Source organism: Ramlibacter sp. (assembly GCF_035554825.1).
GTDB lineage: Bacteria > Pseudomonadota > Gammaproteobacteria > Burkholderiales > Burkholderiaceae_C > Ramlibacter.
Genome location: NZ_DATMHS010000174.1, coordinates 1 through 19,115, shown reverse-complemented (window position 1 = coordinate 19,115; position 19,115 = coordinate 1). Strand labels below are relative to the sequence as shown.

Annotated in this window: 15 protein-coding genes and 1 pseudogene; 7 read left to right on the top strand and 9 right to left on the bottom strand. The window is 71.4% G+C overall.

Annotation, left to right across the window (positions count from 1 at the left end; all coding sequences use genetic code 11):
* Positions 1-123 precede the first annotated feature (123 nt).
* The 5 genes from VNT59_RS21425 to VNT59_RS21405 all read left to right on the top strand — a co-directional run bounded on the left by VNT59_RS21425 (position 124) and on the right by VNT59_RS21405 (position 6,353).
* A complete protein-coding gene (locus tag VNT59_RS21425; RefSeq protein ID WP_325501950.1) occupies positions 124-1,131 on the top strand; it encodes a TRAP transporter substrate-binding protein in 1,008 nt (335 codons plus the stop codon).
* Positions 1,131-1,994, top strand: coding sequence for a shikimate dehydrogenase (locus VNT59_RS21420; RefSeq protein WP_325501948.1), 864 nt, complete (start codon positions 1,131-1,133; stop codon positions 1,992-1,994). The genes VNT59_RS21425 and VNT59_RS21420 overlap by 1 nt, the downstream gene beginning before the upstream one ends.
* A 92-nt stretch (positions 1,995-2,086) precedes the next feature.
* Positions 2,087-3,973 (top strand): TonB-dependent receptor plug domain-containing protein, encoded by a 1,887-nt coding sequence (locus tag VNT59_RS21415; protein ID WP_325501946.1) that lies wholly within the window; start codon positions 2,087-2,089, stop codon positions 3,971-3,973.
* On the top strand, positions 3,961-4,536 hold the full coding sequence (locus VNT59_RS21410) for a YfiR family protein (protein ID WP_325501944.1): 576 nt from the start codon (positions 3,961-3,963) through the stop codon (positions 4,534-4,536). Before VNT59_RS21415 ends, VNT59_RS21410 begins: the two co-directional genes overlap by 13 nt.
* On the top strand, positions 4,533-6,353 hold the full coding sequence (locus tag VNT59_RS21405; RefSeq protein WP_325501942.1) for a hybrid sensor histidine kinase/response regulator: 1,821 nt from the start codon (positions 4,533-4,535) through the stop codon (positions 6,351-6,353). The genes VNT59_RS21410 and VNT59_RS21405 overlap by 4 nt, the downstream gene beginning before the upstream one ends.
* A 7-nt stretch (positions 6,354-6,360) precedes the next feature.
* Here the strand turns inward: VNT59_RS21405 and VNT59_RS21400 are convergent, their stop codons facing one another.
* A complete protein-coding gene (locus VNT59_RS21400; RefSeq protein ID WP_325501940.1) occupies positions 6,361-8,214 on the bottom strand; it encodes a CHASE3 domain-containing protein in 1,854 nt (617 codons plus the stop codon).
* Positions 8,215-8,652: 438 nt separating this feature from the next.
* Between VNT59_RS21400 and VNT59_RS21395 the strand changes: the two genes are divergently transcribed.
* A complete protein-coding gene (locus VNT59_RS21395; RefSeq protein WP_325501938.1) occupies positions 8,653-9,699 on the top strand; it encodes a tellurite resistance/C4-dicarboxylate transporter family protein in 1,047 nt (348 codons plus the stop codon).
* Between the two features lie 162 nt (positions 9,700-9,861).
* Positions 9,862-10,569 carry an AAA family ATPase gene (locus VNT59_RS21390; protein WP_325501936.1) on the top strand — a complete coding sequence of 236 codons (708 nt, stop codon included), beginning with the start codon at positions 9,862-9,864 and terminating at the stop codon, positions 10,567-10,569.
* A 10-nt stretch (positions 10,570-10,579) separates the two neighbouring features.
* Here VNT59_RS21390 and VNT59_RS21385 read toward each other — a convergent pair whose 3' ends face one another.
* The 8 genes and pseudogenes from VNT59_RS21385 to VNT59_RS21350 all read right to left on the bottom strand — a co-directional run.
* Positions 10,580-11,557 (bottom strand): tripartite tricarboxylate transporter substrate binding protein, encoded by a 978-nt coding sequence (locus tag VNT59_RS21385; protein WP_325501934.1) that lies wholly within the window; start codon positions 11,555-11,557, stop codon positions 10,580-10,582.
* Between the two features lie 323 nt (positions 11,558-11,880).
* Positions 11,881-13,206 carry a glucarate dehydratase gene (gene gudD / locus VNT59_RS21380; RefSeq protein ID WP_325501932.1) on the bottom strand — a complete coding sequence of 442 codons (1,326 nt, stop codon included), beginning with the start codon at positions 13,204-13,206 and terminating at the stop codon, positions 11,881-11,883.
* A 17-nt stretch (positions 13,207-13,223) separates the two neighbouring features.
* Positions 13,224-14,780, bottom strand: a complete 1,557-nt coding sequence (gene garD / locus VNT59_RS21375; protein ID WP_325501930.1) for a galactarate dehydratase — start codon at positions 14,778-14,780, stop codon at positions 13,224-13,226.
* A 16-nt stretch (positions 14,781-14,796) separates the two neighbouring features.
* Positions 14,797-15,756, bottom strand: coding sequence for a tripartite tricarboxylate transporter substrate binding protein (locus VNT59_RS21370; protein ID WP_325501928.1), 960 nt, complete (start codon positions 15,754-15,756; stop codon positions 14,797-14,799).
* 22 nt (positions 15,757-15,778) lie between these two features.
* Complete coding sequence (kdgD, locus tag VNT59_RS21365) at positions 15,779-16,690, bottom strand: 5-dehydro-4-deoxyglucarate dehydratase (RefSeq protein WP_325501926.1); 912 nt, start codon at positions 16,688-16,690, stop codon at positions 15,779-15,781.
* Between the two features lie 114 nt (positions 16,691-16,804).
* Entirely contained in the window at positions 16,805-17,530 is a 726-nt protein-coding gene (locus VNT59_RS21360; RefSeq protein ID WP_325501925.1) for a FadR/GntR family transcriptional regulator, read from the bottom strand.
* A 52-nt stretch (positions 17,531-17,582) separates the two neighbouring features.
* Positions 17,583-18,683, bottom strand: a complete 1,101-nt coding sequence (locus tag VNT59_RS21355) for an alpha/beta hydrolase family esterase (RefSeq protein WP_325501923.1) — start codon at positions 18,681-18,683, stop codon at positions 17,583-17,585.
* Positions 18,684-18,859: 176 nt separating this feature from the next.
* Positions 18,860-19,115, bottom strand: a pseudogene (locus VNT59_RS21350) (tripartite tricarboxylate transporter substrate-binding protein); the annotation flags it as partial.

The following is a 19,115-nucleotide window of genomic DNA, read 5'->3' as shown; positions in this document are numbered from 1 at the left end:
AGCGCGGCGCAATGCCGCAGTGGGCCGTGGGTGCGAAGCGAACCTTTCGTTTGAACGCGCCGGCGGGGCCGGGCCCGGCGCGTCTACACTGCGGCGGTCGCGCCACCAACACCAGGAGACACCATGAAACGCCTCGCCCTCAAGAGCGTGCTGGCCGCAGTCGCCATCGCCGCCCTCCTTCCCGCCTTCGCCCAGGACGTGAAGGAACGCACCTTGAAGCTCGGGCTGCAGAACCCCAAGGGGCACCCGATGGCGATGGGCGCGGAGAAATTCGCCGAGATCGTCGCCGCCAGGTCGGGCGGCAAGATCAAGGTCAACCTGTTCCCCGGCGGCGCCCTCGGCAGCGACGCCGCCACCGTGACCGCGGTGCAGGCCGGCACGGTCGAAATGACGGTTCTCAACTCCGGCATCCTGGCCTCGCAGGTCAAGGAGTTCGCCGTCTACGACTTCCCGTTCCTGTTCGCCAACGGGCGCGAGGCCGACGCGGTGGTCGACGGGCCGTTCGGCAAGGCGATGCACGCCAAGCTGGCCGACAAGGGCATCGTCGGGCTCGCCTACTGGGAGCTGGGTTTCCGCGACCTCACCAACGGGCGCCGGCCGATCCACAAGGTGGAGGACATCGCCGGCCTGAAGCTGCGCGTCATCCCGAACCCGATCAACATCGACTGGGTCAAGGCGCTCGATGCCAACCCGACCCCGCTGGCCTTTCCCGAGCTGTACGCGGCCCTGGAGCAAAAGGCGGTGGACGGCCAGGAGAACCCGGTCAGCGTGATCCTGGCCAACCGCTTCGCCGAGGTGCAGAAGTACCTCACCTTGACCCACCACCAGTACAACCCGCAGTCGGTGATCGTCAGCAAGAAGCTGTGGGACACCCTGAGTCCCGCCGAGCGCCAGATCCTGCAGGAAGCCGCGAGCGAGGCCGGCAAGTACCAGCGCCAGGTGTCGCGCGAGCAGGCCGCCTCCACCATCGACCAGCTGAAGAAGGCCGGCATGCAGGTGAGCGAGCTGCCGGCGGCGGAACAGGCGAAGCTGCGCGAGAAGATGAAGCCGGTGATCGACAAGTACGCGGCGGCCGTGGGCGAGGGCACCGTGCGCGACCTGATGAACGAGCTGGGCAAGGCGCGCCGCTGATGGCGGCGCCGCGCAAGCTCCTGCTGGGCCTGATCGGCTCGGGCATCCAGCGCTCGCTGACGCCGGCGATGCAGGAAGCGGAGGCGCGCCATCACGGCTTGCGCGTGCACTACCAGTTGATCGACCTCGACGCCACCGCCAGCGGCGTGTCCGAGTTGCCCATGCTGATCGCCGCGGCGCGGATCATGGGCTTTGCCGGACTGAACATCACCTACCCCTGCAAACAGGCGGTGCTGCCGCTGCTGGACGAACTGTCGGAGGAGGCGGCGGCGATGGGCGCCGTCAACACCGTCGTCAACCGCGCCGGCCGGCTGGTGGGCCACAACACCGACGGCTGGGGCTGGAGCTGGGGTTTCAGGCGGGCGCTGCCCGGCGCCGACCTGTCGCGCGTGGTGCTGCTGGGCGCGGGCGGCGCGGGGTCGGCGGTGGCCCATGCCGCGCTGCGCCTGGGGGCCGGCCGCCTGCAGATCGTCGACACCGACCCGGCCAAGGCCGCCGGCCTCGCCCAGGCGCTCGAGGCGCGCTACGGCGCCGGCCGCGCGCGCGCCGCCAGCGACGTCGCCGCGGCACTGGCCGACGCCACCGGCCTCATCCACGCCACGCCCACCGGCATGGACAAGCTGCCGGGCCTGCCGCTGCCGGACGGCCTGCTGCAGCCGCGGCTGTGGGTGTCCGAAGTCGTCTACTTCCCGATCGAGACCGCGCTGCTGAAGGCGGCCCGGGCCCGCGGCTGCGCCACCGTCGACGGCGGCACCATGGCCGTCGGCCAGGCCGTCGGGGCGTTCGAGCTCTTCACCGGCTGCGCGCCGGACGCGCCGCGGATGGAAGCGCACCTGCGCTCGATGCTGGCGGCGGCGCGCTGAGGGCGGGGTCCGGACTGCACAGGCACATCGGCGGCCGCCGGCGGCTCGATCCGCGGCCCCACGGCTGCTCGGCAAGACGCTACCATCCCCCGGTGACAACAAGAGCAGTTTTCGCGGCGGCGCTGGCTGTGGCCGCCTCGGCCGCCACAGCGGGGGACCAACTGGCGGCGCTCGGCAACCTGGCCGACCTGTCGCTCGAGCAGCTTGCGACCATCCAAGTCACCTCGGTCTCGGGCCGACCGCAGACGCTGCGCAGCGCGCCGGCGTCGATCTACGTCATTACCGCCGAGGACATCCGTCGCTCGGCCGCCACCAGCCTGCCCGAGGCGTTGCGGCTCGCGCCCAACCTGCAGGTGGCGCGGCTGAACGCCGGCCAGTACGCGATCAGCGCCCGTGGCTTCAACAACCCGATCGCCAACAAGCTGCTGGTGCTGATCGACGGCCGGACGATCTATTCGGCGCTCTTTTCCGGCGTGTTCTGGGACTTCCACGACGTCGCCCTGGAGGATGTCGAGCGGATCGAGGTCATCAGCGGCCCCGGCGGCACGATCTGGGGCGCCAACGCGGTCAACGGCATCATCAACGTCGTCACCCGGCCGGCCGCGGACACGCAGGGCCCGCGCGTGGCCGCCACGCGCTCGACGGCGGGCGGTGAGCAATCGGTGCGGTGGGGCGGCCGGCTCGGGGCGGGCCACGTGCGCGTCCACGGCCTCGCCATCGACCGCGGCGCCACCCGGCTCGCCAGCGGCGCCGAACGGCCCGACGCCAGCAGCAAGCGCCAGGCCGGCTTTCGCGCCGACTTCGATTCGGCCGGCCATGCGCTCACGGTGCAGGGCGACGTCTTCGAGGCCGGCGATGTGCCGGCGACCAACCTCGCGCCGCGCCTGCGCGGCAGCAGCCTGCTCGCCCGGTGGGACCGGCGCCTGGCCGACGGCTCGGCCTCCCGGGTCCAGGCGTCGTACGACATGTACGCGCGCGACGAGACGGCGACGTTCCGCAACAAGGCGCAGACCTTCGACCTGCAATTCACGCACGAGCCGGTGGTCGCGCGCGGCCACGAAGTGCTGTGGGGCGCCGGCTACCGCACCGCGCGCGACGGGAACGACCCGAGCGCCTTGACGGCGTTCGTGCCCGGCCAGCGCACGCTGCGGTGGTGGAACGTGTTCGCGCAGGACCAGATCGCGGTCGGCGAGCGTCTCGAGCTGACGCTGGGCGCCAAGGCCGAGCGCAACAGCTACACCGGGATGGAGTTCCTGCCGACGGCCCGGCTGGCCTACAGCCATTCCGGCGGCGCCACCACCTGGGCGGCCTGGTCGCGGGCGGTGCGCGCGCCATCGCGCCTGGACCGCGACTTCTTTTTCCCGGGTCAGCCGCCGTACCTGATCGCAGGCGGCCCCGCGTTCCAGTCCGAGGTCGCGCGCGTGGTCGAAGCCGGGCATCGCGGCAACCTCGGCGCGGCGCTCAGCTACGACCTGACGCTCTTTCGCCAGTCGTATCGCGGGCTGCGCGGAGGCATCGGCAGCGCCGTGACCACCATCGCGAACCGCATCCAGGGCCATGTCGACGGGCTCGAGGCCTGGGCCAGGTGGCAGCTGCGTCCCAGCTGGCGCGTCTCGGCCGGCACGCTGCAGTTGCGCAAGAGCCTGTGGTATTCGTCGCCGCCGCCGGCGAACGCGACGACCGGCATCGCCAACCTCGGCAACGACCCGAAGTCGCAGTGGAAGCTGCGCTCGCAGCACGACTTCGGGCCGAGGGTGGCGCTCGACATCACGGCGCGGCGCGTCGGCGCCCTGCCCTCGCCGGGCGTGCCTGCGTACACCGCGGTGGATGCGCGGCTCGCCTGGACCCTCAGGCCCGACCTCGAGCTTTCGGTGCTGGGCCAGAACCTCCTCGACCGCAGCCACGTCGAGTTCAATGCGCCGGCCGCCGCCAGCATCATCCGGCGCCGGCTGTTCCTGAGGCTGGTTTGGCAGCCCTGACCATCAGCCGGGGCGCCCGCCGCCTGCGCCACCTGCTCGTGCTGCTGCTGGCCGCGGCATCGCTCGCGCTGCAGGCGCAGACGCTCACCGTGCCGCGCGAGAGCGCCGTCAAGGCGGCCTTCCTGATGAAGTTCGGCACCTTCGTCGACTGGCCGCCGGGCGCGTTCGCGCGGCCGGAAGACCCGCTGGTGATCGGCGTGATCGGCGACGACGCGGTCCTGGCCGATCTCGAGCGGCTGGCGCAGGGGCGCAGCATCAACGGCCACCCCATCGCGGTGCGCCGCCTGCGCGAGCCGCCCGCCGAGCGCGAGCGGCTGCACATTCTCTTTCTGGCGTCGCCAAACGAGAGCCGGTTGCGCGACCTCATCGCCCGCACGCCCGGCCAGGTGCTGGTCGTGACCCAGCTGGAGGGCGCGCTGTCCCTGGGCGCCGTCCTGAATTTCGTGGTCGAAGGCGGGCGGGTGCGATTCGAAGCGGCACCCCGCGCGGCGGACAGCCGCGGCATCAAGCTCAGCTCGCGCCTGCTCGCCGTGGCCAAGTCGGTGGAGGAGCGGTCGCAATGAGGCTGGAAGACGCCACTTCGATCCGCCAGAAGCTGCGCCTGGTCCTGCTGCGCGCCAGCCTGGTCAGCCTGCTGCTGGCCGGCTTCGGGCTGATGGCGGTGGATCTCGTGCGGCACGGGCGCGCCACCCAGCACGACCTGGAGACCCAGGCCGACGTGCTGGCCCTCACCTCGCAGGCGGCCCTGAGCTTCCAGGACCCGCAGACCGCCACCGAGGACCTCAGCTCGCTGCGCGCCAAACCGACCGTCGTCGGGGCCGCGATCTACGACGTGCACGGCGGCGTCTTCGCCTCCTACACCGCGCCGGGCGCGACGAGCGACCTGCCGCCCCGCGTGCCCGGCAGGCGGGCCCACATCGGCTGGCGCTCGATCGAAGTCGTGCGCCCGATCGTGGTCAAGCAGGATCGCCTCGGCTCGATCTACATCCGGGGCGAGCACGAGTTGCTGCCGCGGATGCTGGAATACCTGGGCGCGCTCGCCGTGATCCTGGCGGCGAGCCTGGGCGCCGGCGTCGTCCTCACCAACCGGCTGCAGCGCTCGATCACCGAGCCGATCACGGCCATCAGCGCCGTCGCGCGCCAGGTGCTGCGCGGCGAAACGCAGGTGCGCGCCGACAAGAAGAGCAGCGACGAAGTCGGCGAGCTGGTCGACGCGTTCAACGCGATGCTCGCCGAACTGGGCCAGCGGGCGCACCGGCTGGAGGAATCGAACCGCGCCAAGGACCGCTTCCTGGCGACGCTGGCGCACGAGCTGCGCAACCCGCTGGCGCCGATCCGGACCGGGCTCGAAATCCTGAAGAAGGACCAGGGCCGCACGGCGGCCTCGGAGCGCGCCCGCGCCACGATGGAACGGCAACTGGTGCACATGGTCCACCTCATCGACGACCTGCTCGACATCGCCCGCGTCAACACCGGCAAGTTCAAGCTGGAGCTGCGCCAGGTGGACTTGCGATCCCTGGTCGACGCCGCGGTGGAAGCATGCCGGCCGGGCCTGGACGGAAGCCGCCATGCGCTCGCCCTGCAGTTCCCCGACGCCACCGTGGAGGTGCTGGTCGATCCGGTGCGCATCACGCAGGCCGTCAGCAACCTCCTGAGCAACGCCGCGAAGTACACGCCGGCGGGCGGCCGGATCGCGCTGCGGGTGGAGGTCGACCAGCACATCCGCATCAGCGTGCAGGACAACGGCATCGGCATCGCCCCCAAGGCGCTGGAGCAGGTGTTCGAGCTGTTCGCGCAGATCGAGCACGGCCAGCATCGCGCCCAGGGCCTGGGAATCGGCCTGTTCCTGGTGCGCAGCGTCGTCGCGATGCATGGCGGCACCGTCACGGCCGCCAGCGCGGGCGAGGGCCAGGGCGCCTGCTTCACGATCACGCTGCCGCCGTCGGTGCTGGTCGCGGTCACGCCGCGCGCCCTCGTGCCGGCGCCGCCCGGCGCGGCGGCACCGGCCGGCGACGCCGCCCGCCGCTTTCTGGTGGTCGACGACAACACCGACGCGGCCGGTACGCTGGCGGCGCTGCTGGAGATGCTCGGCCACACGGTGAGCGTGGCCCACAGCGGCGAAGAAGCGCTGGCCCTGGTGCCTCGGTTCGAGCCCGACATCGTGGTGCTGGACATCGGCATGCCCGGCATGGACGGCTACGAGGTGGCGCGGCGGCTGAAGCGGCGCACCGACCTGCGGCGGCAACCGCTGCTGGTGGCGGCCACCGGCTGGGGCACGGACGCCGACCGGGCGCGGGCCATGGCCGCCGGGTTCGACCGGCACCTGACCAAGCCGATCGAGGTCGGCGCGCTGGAGGCGATCGCCCAGGCGGGCGCCTGAGGCCGCTTCAGCCGAGCGCGGCGTCGGCGAGCAGGTTCTCGACCGGCACCGGGAAGACGGCGCGCACCCGCGTTCCCTGGGCCGGGGCCGTCTCGATCTCGAGCCGACCGCCCACCAGGCTGGCCCGCTCGCCCATCGAGATCAGGCCGAAATGCTTCTTGCGCTCCTCGGGGGAGCCGTAGCGCGCCAGGTCGAAGCCGGCGCCGTTGTCGGAAACGGTCAGCTCCAGCTCGCGCCCGATCATCCGCAGCTCCAGGCTGACCTCGGTGGCGCCGGCGTGGCGCGCGGCGTTCGTCAGCGCCTCCTGCCCGATGCGGAAGCACGCGGTCTGGATCTCCGGCGGCAGGCCGGAAGTATCGCCGTCGGATTCGAGCGCGGTGACCCAGCCGGCGGCCTTCGCCTGCTGTTCGAGCGCCCACTCCAGCGCCTCGGCGAGGCCCAGGTCGTCCAGCATGGTGGGCCGCAGGTTCAGCGCCATGCCGCGGATCTGGGCAATCGCGGCGTCGACCACGGCGATGCACTCGGGCACGCGGCTCATCGCGTCCTCCTTGCCGCGCAGCATGTCCATCAGGTGCATCCGGATCACGGTCATCGACTGGCCGGTGTCGTCGTGCAGTTCGCGCGCGATGTGCCGGCGCTCCTGCTCCTGGGCCGTGATCAGCTGCGAGGACAGGTCGCGCAGCCGCAGCTTGGCCTCAAGCAGGTCCGCGTTCGCCGCCCGCAGTTCCGCCGTGCGCTCGCGCACCAGGGCCTCCAGCGACCGGTTCAGGCGCTGCAGTTCCTCGTCGATGCGCAGGCGCTCGCTCATCTCGGCGCGCAGGGCATGCTCGGCCTGGCGGCGCTCGGTGAGGTCGCGCGCGATCATCGAGAAGCCGCGCAGGTCGCCGCCCGCGCTGCGCAGCGGCGTGATCACCACGCTGGCCCAGAACGCGGAGCCGTCGTGGCGCACCAGCCAGTTCTCGCCCGCGTGGCGGCCCTGCGCCGCCGCCTCCTGCAGCGTGCGCGTCGGCCGGCCCGCGCGCGCGTCCTCCTCGGTATAGAAGCAGGCGAAGTCGCGGCCGATGATCACATCGGCGCCGCTGTAGCCGGTGATGCGCTCGGCCCCGGCGTTCCAGGTGCGAACGCAGCCCTGCAGGTCGAGCATGATGATCGCGTAGTCCAGCACGCTGCTGGTCATGAGGTGGAACCGGTGCTCGCTCTCCAGCAGCTGCAGCTGGGCGGCGCGGCGGCGCCGCACCTGCAGATACAGCACCGCCAGCGCGGCGAACAGCACCAGCACGATCACCGCCATGCCGCCCCACAGCCACTGCAGCCGCTGGTGGTGGTCGGCCAGCCGCTGCCGCAACAGCCGCTCTTCCTCGGTCTCGAGCTCCTGCAGCACGGCCCGCAGGCGCGTCATCTGCTGGGTCGGCATGCCGGTGTCGACGATCGACTTGGCGGCGTCGAAGCCGCCGCTGCGGCGCGCGGCGACGAGTTCCGCGGCCGAGGCCAAGCGATGCGCCAGCGCAGCCTCCAGCTCGGCCATGTGCTGGCGCTGCACCGGGTTGTCGGCGACGAACCCGCGCAGGCGTGCGGCTTCCCGATCGATCGCGGCCCGGCCCTCGAGGTAGGGCCGCAGGTCTTCCTCCTGGCCACTGATCGTGAAGCCGCGGTGGCCGTTCTGGATGTCGACCAGCGCGGTACGGGTGCGCGCGATGCTGGTGAGGACCTCGTGGGTGTGGCTCACCCAGGCCGCCGCGCGGTTCTGCTGCAGCGACAGCCAGTACGCCGCACCGGCGAGCATCAGGGCGACGCAGGCGGCGGCGACAAAGCCGGACAACGTGAGGTCGCCACGGCCGGGATCGGGTCTCTCGGCGTACACGGAAAGAGGGAAGGTGCGAGGGGTAAAACAGGCTCTGGAAGATTTTATGGACGGGCAGCCGTCCTGGCACCCACGGATTCGGACGGGGTTGACGTACGTCAACGGCAACGCAACCGCGAGCCGTGCCGCGTCCGGCCATTGGGGTCGGTCCCGATGCCGGCGCCCGCAAAAGGGGCATCGCAGATGACGGAATTGTCATGAGGCGGTCAGCACCGCGCGGCATCCGCCCGCCTACAGTACCGGCCATGGATGCAGCGATTTGCATCCAGCCCGACCGACCCGACCTCCAGCAACACACCATGAGAATTCCCACCGCCAGCGCCGCCCAGGCGCCCTGACTGCTCCCACGACCTGCTCCTGACTGACTTCACGCCCGGCTCCGCCGGGCTTTTTTTTTCCCGGCCGGCCCACGGCAGGCGACCGCTATAGTCGCCTGCCATGCAGAGCCAACCTGCCGCCTCCGTCCCCGCGCTGGCCGACCTGTCGCCGGCCTGCTTCGCCATGGTGATGGCCACCGGCATCGTCTCGCTGGCGGCGCGCATGCACGGCTGGCGGGCTGCCGCCGTGGCGCTGTTCGGCCTGAACATCGTCGCGTGGCTGGCCTTCGGCATGCTCACGGCCCTGCGCGCGACCCGCTACCCGGGCCGCTTCTTCGGCGACCTGATCGATCACCGGCGCGGCCCCGGCTTCTTCACCACCGTGGCCGGAACGGCGGTGCTGGGCAGCCAGTTCGCCACGTTCGGGCTGCCCGCGCCGGCGGCCTTCGGGCTCGGCGCGGTGGCCGCGGTGCTCTGGTTCGTGCTGACCTACGCGATCTTCACGGCCTTCACCATCAAGGAAGACAAGCCGACCCTGGACCAGGGCATCACCGGCGGCTGGCTGCTGGCCGTGGTGGCGACGCAGTCGCTGGCCGTGCTCGGCGCCATCCTCGCCGCCCGCTCGGCGCAGCCCTGGAAGCTGGAGCTGAACTTCTTCGCGCTGTCGATGTGGCTGTGGGGCGGCATGCTGTACATCTGGATGATGTCGCTGATCTTCTACCGCTACACCTTCTTCCGCTTCGCGCCGAGCGACCTGGCGCCGCCGTACTGGATCAACATGGGCGCGATGGCGATTTCCACGCTGGCCGGCTCGCTGCTGATCGTCAACGCACCCGACGCCCCGTTCCTGCAGGCGCTGCTGCCCTTCCTCAAAGGCTTCACCATCCTGTACTGGGCCACCGGCACCTGGTGGATCCCGATGCTGGTGCTGCTGGCCGTGTGGCGCTACGTGTACAAGCGCTTTCCGCTGCGCTACGACCCCCTGTACTGGGGCGCGGTGTTTCCGCTGGGCATGTACTCCGCGGCGACGCACGAGATGATCCTGGCGCTGCAGCTGGACTTCCTGTCGTGGGTGCCGCCGCTGTTCCTGGGCGTCGCCGTGCTCGCCTGGACCACGGCCTTGCTGGGCCTGGGGCGCCACCTGCTGCGGCTGCGGCGCACCGCGTGAGCCAGCGTGGCATCGACCCACCGCCGGCATGGTCATGCGCCGACGGAAAATGTGGGCCATCCTTGAGAAAACTCGCACCAGCACGAGGTCGACGCCGGTATGGTGCGAGCACCGATCTGCGCTCGAGCCACACCGCGGCGCATCTCTCTGTCGTTCGCAAGCATGACCCGACCTCCCACGCTCCACCGGCCCGCCCCGCCCGCTCCCGTCGTCCTCTTTCTCACCGGGCCGGCAGGCTGCGGCAAGACGACCCTGGCCCAGCAGTGGGTGCGCCATCGGCTGCAGCAGGGCGATCCGTGGACGATCCTCGACAAGGACCTCGTGGGTGGCCTGCACGGCCCGCGCTTGCTGCAGGCGCTCGGCGGCGATCCGCACGACCGTGACAGTCCCTTGTTCAAGCGGGAAGTGCGCGATCTCGATTACCGCACCACGCTGAACCTCGCCGCCGCCCAGCTCGAACTCGGCGGATCGGTCGTGCTGCCGGGACCGTGGACGCAGGAACTGGTGGCCGGCGCGCTCGCCGATCCGGCACGGCTCGGCTTGCCGCCGGTGCCGTCGGCCGTGGTGTGGATGTCGCTGTCGGACGAAACCCGGCGCCGGCGCATCGAGCAGCGGGGCCATCCGCTGGACCAGTGGAAGCTGGCCCACTGGGAGGCCTACTCGAAGGGCTCGCGCAACGGCGAACCGCCGCCATGCCGCGGACCGCAACCCGAGCTGATCGAGGCGGAAGCCCCGGTGGCCGCGCAACTGGCGGCGCTGGACCGGCTGGTCGCGCACCAGCGTGCGCTGGCGAAGCCGGCGGCGCAGGACGACGACAGGAGCGCGTGGCGCCCGCCGGCCGCCCGCGCGCCGGACTGCCGCCGCCTGTAAACCAGCCCCGTCAGTCGGCCGTGATCTTGCGCTGGCGCACGATGGCGCCCCACTGCGCCGATTCCTTCTGCATGAAGTCCAGCAGTTCGGGGCGCGTGGTTGGGTGCGGCGTCAGCCCGTGCTTGGTCAGGGCCTCACGGACGCCGGCGTCGTTCAGCACCTTCACGATCTCGCGGTTCCAGCGGTCCAGGATCGGAGCGGGCGTCTTGGACGAAGCGACGAAGGCATACCAGTTCAGCGCCTGGAACCCGGGGAAGCCGGATTCCGCCACGGTCGGAACGTTGGGCATGTAGGCCGGCCGCGTGAGACCGGTGGTCGCCAGCGGCGTCAGCTTGCCGGTCTGGATGTGCGGCAGCGCGGTGGGGGGCGCGGCGAAGTAGCCGGTGAAGCGGCCGCCCAGCAGGTCCTGCATCGCCGGCGCGCCGCCGCGGTACGGCACGTGGACCATCTCGACGCCCGCCCGCTGCGAGAACAGTTCGCCGGCCAGGTGCGAGGCCGAGCCCGAACCGGTGGAGGCGAAGGTGACGCTGCCCGGCTCCTTCTTGGCGGCGGCGACGAAGTCGGCCAGCGTCTTGATCCCCGAGTTGGAGTTGACCACCAGCACGTTCGGGAAGTGGACGCCGCCGGACACCGGCGCCAGGTCCTTGAACGGGTCGTACGGCAGCTTCATCATGTGCGGCGCGATCGTCAGCGGGCCGATCGAGCCGAACAGCAGCATCGAGCCGTCCGACGGCCCCGTGGCCGCGATCTGGTGGGCGATGTTGCCGCCGGCGCCGGCCTTGTTGTCGACCACCACCGTCTGGCCGATGTTCTCGCCCAGCTTCTTGGCGATCAGGCGCGCGGCCGCGTCGGCGGCGCCTCCGGGCGCGAACCCGACCACCAGCGTGACCGGCTTCTTCGGCGGGAAATCCTGGGCCCAGCCGCCCAGGGGCAGCAGCAGGCCGGGCACCGCCAGGGCGGCCAGGCGCAGCAGGTGGCGCTTGTTCATGAGTCTCTTCTCCAATGGCAGAACACGGATGCGGTGGCGGCGGCACCGGGACGGCCGCCGCGCCCACAGGAGGCGAGAGGGTACACCAAGCGGCGCCGCCGGTCCGAAGCGTGGCCGGCGGACGCAGGCAGAAGCCCGCCGTGCCGGCGGCGACCGCGTCGACGAAGCGGTCGTGGATGCCCTCGGTGCCGATCACGCCCGAGCAGATGGTGCACCGCCGTCCGGTGGAGAAGAAGCCGCTCTTGATGGCGGCGCCCACGGCGATGGCGAGGTGAGCGTCGTCCGCCGCGCACCGCGGGTCCCGGGCCGCTGCCGAGTGGCGCTCACCGCACCAGGCAGGGCCGTTTCGGATCGAACTTCCAGCCCGGGACGAGGTATTGCATCCCGATCGCGTCGTCGCGCGCGCCCAGGCCGTGCTGGCGGTACAGCGCATGCGCCCGCTCCAGCTGCGCCATGTCGAGCTCGATCCCGAGCCCCGGCTTCCTGGGCACCTGCACGAAGCCGCCCTCGATCTTCAGCGGCTCCTTGGTCAGGCGCTGCCCGTCCTGCCAGATCCAGTGGGTGTCGATCGCCGTCACCTTGCCCGGCGCCGCGGCACCGACATGCGTGAACATCGCGAGCGAGACGTCGAAGTGGTTGTTGGAGTGCGAGCCCCAGGTCAGGCCCCAGTCGCGGCAGGTCTGCGCCACCCGCACCGAGCCGGCCATGGTCCAGAAGTGCGGGTCCGCCAGCGGAATGTCGACCGCCTGCAGCGAGAGCGCATGCGCCATCTGCCGCCAATCGGTCGCGACCATGTTGGTCGCCGTGGGCAGGCCGGTGGCGCGGCGGAATTCCGCCATCACTTCGCGGCCGGAGAAGCCTTCCTCGGCGCCGCACGGGTCCTCGGCATACGCCAGCACGCCGTGCATGTCGCGCATCAGACGGATCGCGTCCCGCAGCAGCCAGCCGCCGTTGGGGTCGAGCGTCACCCGCGCCTGCGGGAAGCGCTCGTGCAGGGCGCGGATCGCCTCGACTTCCTCCTCGCCGCGCAGCACCCCGCCCTTGAGCTTGAAGTCCTGGAAGCCGTAGCGCTGCTGGGCGGCCTCGGCCAGCCGCACCACCGCCTGCGGCGTCAGCGCCGTCTCGTGCCGCAGCCGGAACCAGTCGTTGTCCGCCTCGGGCTCGCTCGCATACGGCAGGTCGGTCCGGGTGCGGTCGCCGACGTAGAACAGGTAGCCGAGCATCTGCACCGCGTCGCGCTGCTGGCCTTCGCCGAGCAGCGCCGCCACCGGCAGGCCGAGGAACTGCCCGTGCAGGTCCAGCAGCGCCGATTCGACGGCGGTGAGCGCATGGATGGTGGTGCGCAGGTCGAAGGTCTGCAGGCCGCGCCCGCCGGCGTCGCGGTCGGCGAAGCGCGCGCGCATCGCGTTCAGGATCGCCTGCAGGTCGGCCACGGGCCGCCCTTCCACCAAGGGGCGGGCGTCCTCCAGGGTCTGGCGGATCTTCTCGCCGCCGGGCACCTCGCCGACGCCGGTGTGGCCGGCGCTGTCGGTGGCGATCACGATGTTGCGCGTGAAGAAGGGCGCGTGCGCGCCCGACAGATTGAGCAGCATGCCGTCGCGGCCCGCCACGGGGACGACGCGCAGGGTCTGGACGATGGGAGAGGTCATGGTTGCGGAACGGAAGTTCAGGTCACGGGCGCCGGATTGAACAGCACCAGCGCGTTGTGCAGCTGCCAGCGCTCGGCCCAGGTCCGCTGGCGGCCGCTGGCGACGGCCAGCATCAGGCGGAACAGGTCCCAGCCGAGGTCTTCCACGGTCGCCTCGCCGTCGGCGACGCGGCCGGCGTTGACGTCGATCAGGTCGTGCCAGCGGCGCGCGAGCTCGGTGCGGGTGCCGACCTTGATCACCGGCACCTCGGCCAGGCCGTACGGCGTGCCGCGGCCGGTGGTGAACACGTGCAGGTTCATGCCGGCCGCCAGCTGCAGCGTGCCGCAGATGAAGTCGCTGCCCGGGGTGGCGGCGTAGAACAGGCCGCGCCGGCCGGCCGGCAGTCTTTCACCCGGGCGCAGCACGCCGACGATCGGCGCGGTGCCGGACTTGATGATCGAGCCCATCGCCTTCTCGACGATGTTGGACAGCCCGCCCTTCTTGTTGCCGGGCGTGGTGTTGGCGCTGCGGTCGGCGCTGCCGCGGGCCAGGTAGGCGTCGTACCAGGCCATCTCGCGCTTGATCGCCTCGGCCACGCCGGCGTCGGCCGCGCGCGCCGTGAGCTGGTCGACGGCGTCGCGCACTTCGGTCGTCTCGGAGAACAGCACGGTGGCGCCGGCGCGCACCAGCAAGTCGGTGCAGAAGCCCACGGCGGGATTGGCGGTGACACCCGAGAACGCATCGCTGCCGCCGCACTGCACTCCGACCACCAGCTCGCTGGCCGGGACGGTCTCGCGGCGGCGCGCGTTCAGGCGCTCCAGATGCGGCACGGCCTGCCGCACCACCGCGTCCACCATGGACATGAAGCCGACATGGCGTTCGTCCTGCAGCGTCACCACGTCGAGCGCCGGGGTCGGGCCGGCGTGCAGCGGGATCGCGCCGGGCGGCATCAGCCGCTCGGGCTGCAGCTTCTCGCAGCCCAGGCTGACCAGCATCACCTCGCCGCCGAAGTTGGGGTTCAGCGAGATGTTGCGCACGGTGCGGATCGGGATGACGGCGTCGGGCGCATCGATCGCGACGCCGCAGCCGTAGCCATGCTCCAGCACCGCCACGCCGTCCACGTTGGGATAGCGCGGCAGCAGTTCGGCGCGGATGCGCTCGGCCGCGATCCGGGCCACGCCGGCCACGCACTGCACCGTCTGCGTGATGGCCAGCAGGTTGCGGGTGCCGACGGAGCCGTCCGCGTTGCGGTAGCCCTCGAAGGTAAAGCCTGCCAGCGGCTCCGCGGCGGCGCGCGGCGCCGTCGCGAGCGGCAGGTCGTCCATGCCGGCGGCCTCCGGCATGGCCAGCAGCCGCTCGTGCACCCAGCTGCCGGCGGGGATGTCGCGCAGCGCGCGGCCGATCACGACGCCGTAGCGGCGGACCGCGGCGCCTGCGGCCAGGTCCGCCAGCGCCACCTTGTGCCCCTGCGGCACCCGCTCGCGCAAGCTCAGGCCGTCGGGAAAGGTCGCCCCCGCCTCCAGGCCGCCGTCGTTGGCGACGATGGCGACGTTGTCCGCCTCGTGCATGCGGATCCAGCGGGGAGCGCGGTTCATCGCCACCGGTCCGGTCTCAGTCCGCGGTGATCTTGCGGGTTTCGATCAGCTGCTTCCAGCGCGCGTACTCGGCGGCCTGGAACTTGCCGAACTGCTCGGGCGAATTGGCCACGATCTCGAAGCCCTGCGCCAGCAGCTTGTCCTTCACCGCCGGTTCGTTCAGCGCGCCGGCGATGGCCGCGTGCAGCTTGGCCTTGATGTCCGCCGGAATGCCCCTGGGCGCCGCCACGGCCTGCCAGGACTGCACTTCGGCGCCCCTGACGCCCTGCTCCTGCAGCGTGGCCAGATCCGGCAGCAAGGGCGAGCGCTTGTCCGAGGAGATCGCGAGCGCGCGCACCTTGCCGGTCCTGATGTGCTGGATGATGCTGTTGATGTTGACGAACGCGGCGTCCACCTGGGCGCCCAGCAGGTCGTTGATGGCGGGACCGCCGCCCTTGTACGGGATGTGCAGGCCTTCGGTGCCGGTCTGCTGCCAGAACAGTTCGGCCGACAGGTGGTCGGACGAGCCGTTGCCCGAGGAGGCGAAGCTCATCTTGCCCGGGCTCTTCTTCAGGCCGGCCAGCATGTCGGCCACGGTCTTGTAGGGCGACGCGGCGGGCACCACCAGCACGTTGGGCGCCTGCACGGCGACCGTGATCGGATCGAAGTCCTTCAACGCGTCGTACTGCACGCCCCGGATCAGGTGGGGAGCGATCACGAAGGGGCCCAAGGAGGAGACGAACAGGGTGTAGCCGTCGGCAGGCGCGCGCTTGACGTAGGCGGCGCCGATGGTGCCGGTGGCGCCGGCCTTGTTGTCGATGATGAAGCTGCCGCCCAGCTTCTCCTGCAGCTTCTGGGCGAGCACGCGGCCGATGGCGTCGGTGGAGCCGCCCGGCGGAAACGGCACCACCAAGGTCACCGGCTTGTCCGGATAGGCGGCGAACGCACCCGCGCCGGCGGTGAGCGCGAGCGCGCAGGCGAGCAGGATCTTCTTCATGGCTTCTCCTCAGGTTGATGGATTACTGCGGACCCAGCCCGCGGATCAGGGTCGCGAGCTGGTCGACCTCCGCCGGCTTGAGATCGGACAGCGGCGGCCGCACCGCCCCGGCGCTCTTGCCGACGATGGCGGCCCCGGCCTTGACGATGCTCACGGCATAGCCCTCGCCCTTGTTGCGGATGGCGAGGTAGGGCAGGAAGAATTCGTCGAGCAGCCGGCCGGTGGTGGCGGTGTCGCCGCGGGCGTAGGCGTTGTAGAACTCGATCGCCGTGCGCGGCACGAAGTTGAACACCGCCGAGGAATAGACCGGCACCCCCAGCGCCTGGTACGCGCTCGCGTAGACCTCGTGGGTTGGCATGCCGCCGACGTAGACGAAGCGGTCGCCCAGCTTCTGGCGGATCGCCACGATGCGCTCGATGTCGCCGAGGCCGTCCTTGAAGCCGATCAGGTTCGGGCAGCGCTGCGCCAGCGTGAGCAGCGAATCGGCGGTGAGCTTGCAGGCGCCGCGGTTGTAGACGATGACGCCGATCTGCACGCTCTTGCACACGGCTTCGACGTGGGCGACCAGACCGTCCTGGCCGGCTTCGGTGAGGTAGTGCGGCAGCAGCAGCACGCCCTGCGCGCCGCAGCGCTGCGCCTCCTGGGCGTAGCTGATCGCCAGCCGCGTGCCGCCGCCGGCGCCGGCGACGATCGGCACCCGGCCGCGGCAGGTGTCGGCGGCGGTGCGGATCACGCTCGCGTATTCGCCCGGCTCGAGCGAGAAGAACTCGCCGGTGCCGCCGGCCGCGAACAGCACCGTGGCGCCATAGGGCATCAGCCATTCGAGTCGCCGCGCATAGCCGCGCGGGTCGAACTGCAGATCGGCGTCGAAGTCGGTGAGGGGGAAGGAAAGCAGGCCGGAGGAAAGTGCGTGCTTGAGTTCGTTCGGGGTCATGCGGTCGGGTCGTCCTTGAAGTCAGACATCGTACAACCAACCCGGGACGAATCCGCAATTCCGAGCGCGTTGCGGGGTCTCCGCGCCCGGCCGGCGCGACCCCCGGCGCGCCGTTCAGCGCGGTGCGCTGCCGGCCGCCCGCTGGCGCCGCTCCTTGCTGTTGGCCAGGTGGGTCCGCATCGCCGCGCGCGCGCCTTCGGCGTCCTGGCGCTCGATGGCCTGCAGGATGTTCTCGTGCTCGGCGTTCACCCGGCGCAGATAGGCCTCGCGTTCGGCGGTCGCCGGCTGCGCCTGGTCCAGGCGCGCGCGCGGGATCATCGTTCCGCCCAGCGTCGTCATCAGCTCCGCGAACCGGGCGTTCTGGGTCGCCCGCGCCACCTCGAGGTGGAACTGGAAGTCGGGGCCGGCGCCGTCGCGGCCTTCGCGGATGGCCGCGGCCACCGCCTCGAGGGCGGCCCGGATGGCGGCCAGGTTCTCCGGCGTGCGACGCATCGCGGCCAGCGCCGCGCTTTCGGTTTCCATGCCGATGCGCAGTTCGAGCACGCCGATCACATCCTGCAGCGTCGCCACCTGCTGCGGGTCGATGCGGAAGGTGCTGCCCTCGCCCTGCCCCAGCACGAACGTGCCGACGCCATGGCGCGTTTCAACCACCCTGGCCGCCTGCAAGCGGGAGATCGCCTCCCGGACCACGGTGCGGCTGACCCCGAACTCCTCCATGATCGCGCCCTCGGTGGGCAGCTTGCTGCCTGGCGGCCAACGGCCGTCGCGCACGCGGTCGCCCAGGGCCTGCACCAGGCCGGCGGTGAGGGAACGGGGACGGCGCAAGGCGGCGGTCTGCATGCCCCGATTATGTCGTACGACGACCGGCGCCGCTGCGCCGCCGGGCCCCCGTTCAATGCGAGCTGAAGAAGGCCCAGATCGCCTGCGTGGCGGAAATCGGCGCCGCCGGCACGTCCCTGGCGCTTTTCGCCGCTCCCGGCCAGGAGTGGCCCCCGGTATCGGTCACGCACAACTGCACTTCGGCCTGGCCGCGGCAGTACGAGTAGGCCTCGCAGGAGGCACCGGCCTGCTCGAGGACCGGGCGCGGCGCTTCCATGCAGCCGTCCAGCTTGGCCCATTTGGAGACCGTCTCCGGTGCCGACTTGAACGCCCTCGGCTTGACGCCGGGGCGCGCGGCCGGCGCGCCGCCGAACAGGACCCGCGGATCGTTCCTGGCATGGATGTGGAGCACCGACACCGGCTTGTCCGGCGTGCAGCTGGCGGTGTTGTCGGTCCCCCCGACCGAGGCCACGGCACGGAACAGGTGGGGCCGCTCGCAGGCGAGCCGGTAGGCCATCATTCCGCCATCGGACATGCCGGTCGCGTAGATCTGGTCGCGCGCGACGCTGGCCTGCCGGAACACGTTCGCGACCGCCGCCTCGATGAAGCCGACGTCGTTGACGTTCTGTTCGCGCGCGTCGCCGCAGCAGCTGCCGGCGTTCCAGGAGCCGGCGCTCTTGCCCGGCGCCTTGTAGGCCTCCGGAAAGACGGCGATGAAGCCGGCGCGGTCGGATTCGCGAGCCAGGCTCTCCACGCCCCGCTGCCCCTGCGGATCGAGCCCGCCGCCGTGCAGCGCGACCACCAGCGGCGCCGGCTCGCTGGCGTTGTAGCCGGACGGCAGATGCACGCGGTAGGTGCGGGCGCGGCCTTCGTGCTCGATCGCGAAACGGTAGTCCCCGGGCCTGGTGAGCCTGCTCTGAAGGTCGGCCAGCGGCCGCGCTGCGGCCACCGGCTGCGCCGGCTTGGACAGCGGCTTCTTCGCCAGTTGTTTCTTCGCCGGTCGGCTCGCCCGCAGCGGCGACCGCGCCTTCGAGCGCGGCGGCGCGGCTCGTTGCTTTGCCTTCGCCTTGCCGAGCGCCGGCCGCGCCGGCTCGGTGGTCGCTGCCTGCGCGGCCGTTGACCAGACCAGGCCAAACGCGGCCAGCACGAGCGCCGGCAGGAGATGCTTCAACATCGCTGTTCCCCTCGGGCGGCACCGGTCGCCCGTGTCGGCGCACTGTAGAGGCTGGAGCGGCCGAGGGGTCGCCGCTGTAAGCAATCGTTGAACCAGCGCGTCAGTTCCTGACGCCGGGCCGCAATGAAAAAGGCTCCGCCGCGGCGGAGCCTTCGCGCGTCAGCGCCGGCTGGGCGTCAATCGGCCTTGGCGCCCGAGAACTTCACGATCTTGGCCCACTTCTCGGTCTCCATCCTGTGAATGGCCCAGAACTGGTCGGGGGTGCCGGGGATCGGCACGCCGCCCAGGTCGGCCAGCTTGGCCTTCATGCCGGGATCGGCCAGCGCCGCGTTGATCTCGCGGTTGAGGCGGTCGATCGCCGCCTGCGGCGTTCCCTTGGGCGCCGACGCGCCGAACCACGCGCTGGCTTCGTAGCCGGGCACGGTCTCGGCC